Below are 3,543 nucleotides of genomic sequence, written 5' to 3' on the forward strand. Positions count from 1 at the left end.
GGGGGAATGACACGACTCTCTCCCCTCTCCCAAAGTTGGGAGAGGGGCCGGGGGTGAGGGCCGTTTCCCTCTTGCCCTCGTCGCGGCTGTGTGCTACACTCGGCCCAACATATGTGTAGTTATTCATGTGATGGCGGCAAGCGAACGGCAGAGGACAGGGGAGATGGCACGACCGCGGCGCCATGAGCAGCTACGGGAGCTGGAGCCGGCCCCGGCGGCCGGCCAGATTGTGCACGTTGACGCGGTGCGGCGTGCCCGGCAGCACCTGCCGGACGCCACAACGCTCGACCAGACGACCGCCCTGTTCGCTGCGCTCGGCGACCCGACCCGCTTCCGGATCATCGCCGCTCTCCAGGTGCAGGAGCTCTGCGTCGGGGATCTCGCCGCCGCCATCGGGCTGTCCCAATCGGCCGTGTCGCACCAACTGCGCGCACTGCGCGACCTCGGCCTCGTGCGCGCGCGGCGGGAGGGGCGCCTGGTCTACTACGCTCTCGACGACGAGCACGTCGTGACCCTCGTGGCGCAGGCGCTCGACCACGTGCGGCACCGGGAGGAGGACGCGCAGTGATTGTCACGCAACGTCTCGATCTGTCCCAACTGCTCCCGCCCGAGCCGGCCGCCTGCGACCAGTGTCTCGACCGGGTCTACACTGTCCTCCAGTCGACCAAGGGGATCGACGGTCTGCACGCCGCGCGGCAGCGCGGCCGGGTGATCCTGCACTACGATCCGGACCTGATCCCGCTGGCCACGATCGAGGCCCTGGCGCGCCGTGAGGGCCAGCGGCTCAAGGCGCGCTACGTCCACGAGGTCGTTCCCATCGAGGGGATGGACTGCGCCGACTGTGCCCGAACGCTCGAGCAGGGCGTCAGCCGCCTGCCGGGCGTCGAATGGGTATCGATCAACTTCGCGGGCGCGCGGATGGCCGTGGAGTACGACGCGGACCGGGTCGGCCCGGAGGCTATCGCCAAGCGGGTGGCCGACCTTGGCTACCGCGTCGGGGTGACGGGCGGGGCGTCCGGAGTGGAGCACCCGGAGCAGTCCCCGTGGCTGGAGAAGGAGCACCTGCCGTTGGCCGTCGGGGCCGCGGCGACCATTGCCGGCGGCGCGCTCGCACTGCTCGGCGCCTCGTCGCTCGCGTCGACGTTCCTCTACGCCCTGGCGGTACTGGTGGCCGGGCTGCCGATCGCGCGGAAAGCCGTGGCGACGGCGCGGGCGACCCACCGGCTCGATATCAATGCCCTGATGACCATCGCGGTCATCGGCGCGGCCTTCATCGGCGAGTGGCTCGAAGCAGCCACCGTCGTCGTCCTCTTCTCCCTCGGCGAGGCGCTCGAAGGCTACACCATGGACCGCGCGCGCCGTTCGATCCGCTCCCTCATGCGGCTTACCCCGGCTGAGGCTGTGGTGCGCCGGGACGGCGGCGAGCAGCGGGTGCGGGTCGACGAGATCGCTCCGGGCGAGGTGGTCATCGTGCGGCCGGGCGAGCGAGTGCCGGTGGACGGCGTGGTCGTCGCGGGCGAGTCGACCGTGGACCAGGCGCCGATCACGGGTGAGAGCGTGCCGGTCGGGAAGGCCCCGGGCGACGACCTCTTTGCCGGGACCATCAACGGCGCCGGGGTGCTCGACGTGCGCGTGACGCGGCGTGCGGGCGACTCGACCATCGCCCGGATCATCCGCATGGTGGAGGATGCGCAGGCCCAGCGGGCGCCGACACAGCGATTCATCGACATCTTCGCCAGCTACTACACGCCCGCCGTCGTGGTGCTGGCCGCGGCTTTGGCGGTGGTCCCACCCGCCCTGCTCGGCGGCGGGTGGTCCGACTGGTTTTACCGGGCGCTGGTCCTGCTGGTGATCGCCTGCCCCTGCGCGCTCGTCATTTCGACGCCGGTCACCATTGTGTCGGCGATCGCCGCCGCTGCCCGGCGCGGCGTCCTGATCAAGGGCGGCGCCTTCCTGGAGGCGGCCGGCTCCCTGTGGGCGCTGGCCTTCGACAAGACCGGCACGCTCACGGTCGGCCAACCGGAGGTCACAGCGGTGATCCCGCTCGACGGTGCCGGAGAGGCCGACCTGCTCCGCGTCGCCGCTGCCGCCGAGCGGTACTCCGAGCACCCGCTGGGCGCGGCCATCCGCCGGGCTGCCGCGGCGCGGGGCATCGAGACGGACGGGCTGACCGTCTACGACGTCACCGCTCACACCGCGCGGGGGATCGAGGCGCGGGTTGACGGAACGACGGTCCGCGTCGGCTCGCGCGATCTGGTGCTGGGCGGCGAGGTGCCGCCGGAGGTCGAGGAGCGCCTGGCGCGCCTGGAGGAGGCGGGGCAGACGGCGGTATTGGTTGGGATCGATGGGCGACTGGCCGGCATCATCGCCCTGGCCGACGCGCCTCGTCCGGAGGCGCCCGCCGCGATCCGCGCAATCAAGGAGGCGGGCATCCGCGAGACGATCATGTTGACGGGCGACCGGCAGGCCGTGGCCGACAGCATCGCGTGTCAACTGGGGGTTGACGGCGTCGAGGCGGAGTTGCTCCCGGACCAGAAGGTCCGCGCCGTCGAGAACCTGCTCTCACGCTACGGCACGGTCGGGATGGTCGGCGACGGCATCAACGACGCCCCAGCCCTGGCACGGGCCACGGTCGGGATCGCGATGGGCGCGGCGGGTACCGACGCCGCGCTGGAGACGGCCGACATCGCCCTGATGGGGGACGACCTGGGCAAGATCGCCGACACGATGCGCCTCTCCCGCGCCGCCAAGCGGGTGATCCTCCAGAACATCACGCTGGCGCTGGCTATCAAGGCGGTCTTCCTCGTGCTGGCGGTCGGCGGCGTGGCGACCCTGTGGGAGGCCGTCTTCGCCGACGTCGGCGCCTCCCTCCTCGTCATCGCCAACGGCATGCGCCTGCTGCGGCGGTGAGGCGGGGGAGTAGTGCGTGTTGCGTGTTGCGTGTTCCGTCACTCCTCCACGCCGCCTGCCGATGACGGGTCTGTGCGTGGCGGCGCGTGCCCAGGATGAGTGGTGTGAGGATCCCCGCCCTGTGGTCGGTGCCCGGGGCTCAAGCCCCGGGCTGACAGGGAAAGCCGGCTGAAGCCGGCTGTGGAGTGCGGCGGCCCGAGCCGCCGCTGTGGTATCGCGCGGCCGCAGCCGCGCCCGCGGACGGATGGTGTGGAAGACGCCGCGACGTGGACGGCACCCCGGGTGGGTGGTGTAAAGGATCCCACGCCGTGGCATGTGCCCGGGGGTAAACCCCCGGGCTGACAATGAAAAGCCCACTGAAGGGGCTGGGGATGTGACGTCCGGCTGGGTGCTGGATCGGCTCCGTCCCGCGCGTGGCCATCGCAGCCCCTTCAGTGGGCTTACCCATTATTCAGCCCGGCGGCTTTAGCCCCAGGCACCCGCCGAGCGGCGGGATCCGTCCCGCCACCCACCCCTGGTCACGGGCCAAAGCGCGGTGTTCCGCGCGCCACCGACCCCGCGTCCCGACGACGGCACGGATCCGACCCCGGCGCGCGGCTCCGGCCGCGCGATACCACAGCGGCGGCTCGGACC

At 71.7% G+C, this 3,543-nt stretch carries 2 protein-coding genes; both read left to right on the forward strand.

All coding sequences use genetic code 11. The features are described 5' to 3' along the window. Window positions 1-163 precede the first annotated feature (163 nt). Window positions 164-568 (forward strand): metalloregulator ArsR/SmtB family transcription factor, encoded by a 405-nt coding sequence (locus tag IRZ30_RS16485; protein WP_294086741.1) that lies wholly within the window; start codon window positions 164-166, stop codon window positions 566-568. Continuing rightward, complete coding sequence (locus IRZ30_RS16490; RefSeq protein WP_294086743.1) at window positions 565-2,910, forward strand: cation-translocating P-type ATPase; 2,346 nt, start codon at window positions 565-567, stop codon at window positions 2,908-2,910. Before IRZ30_RS16485 ends, IRZ30_RS16490 begins: the two co-directional genes overlap by 4 nt. Window positions 2,911-3,543 lie beyond the last annotated feature (633 nt).

It is taken from the genome of Sphaerobacter sp. (assembly GCF_019683595.1).
Classification (GTDB): Bacteria; Chloroflexota; Chloroflexia; order Thermomicrobiales; family Thermomicrobiaceae; genus Sphaerobacter.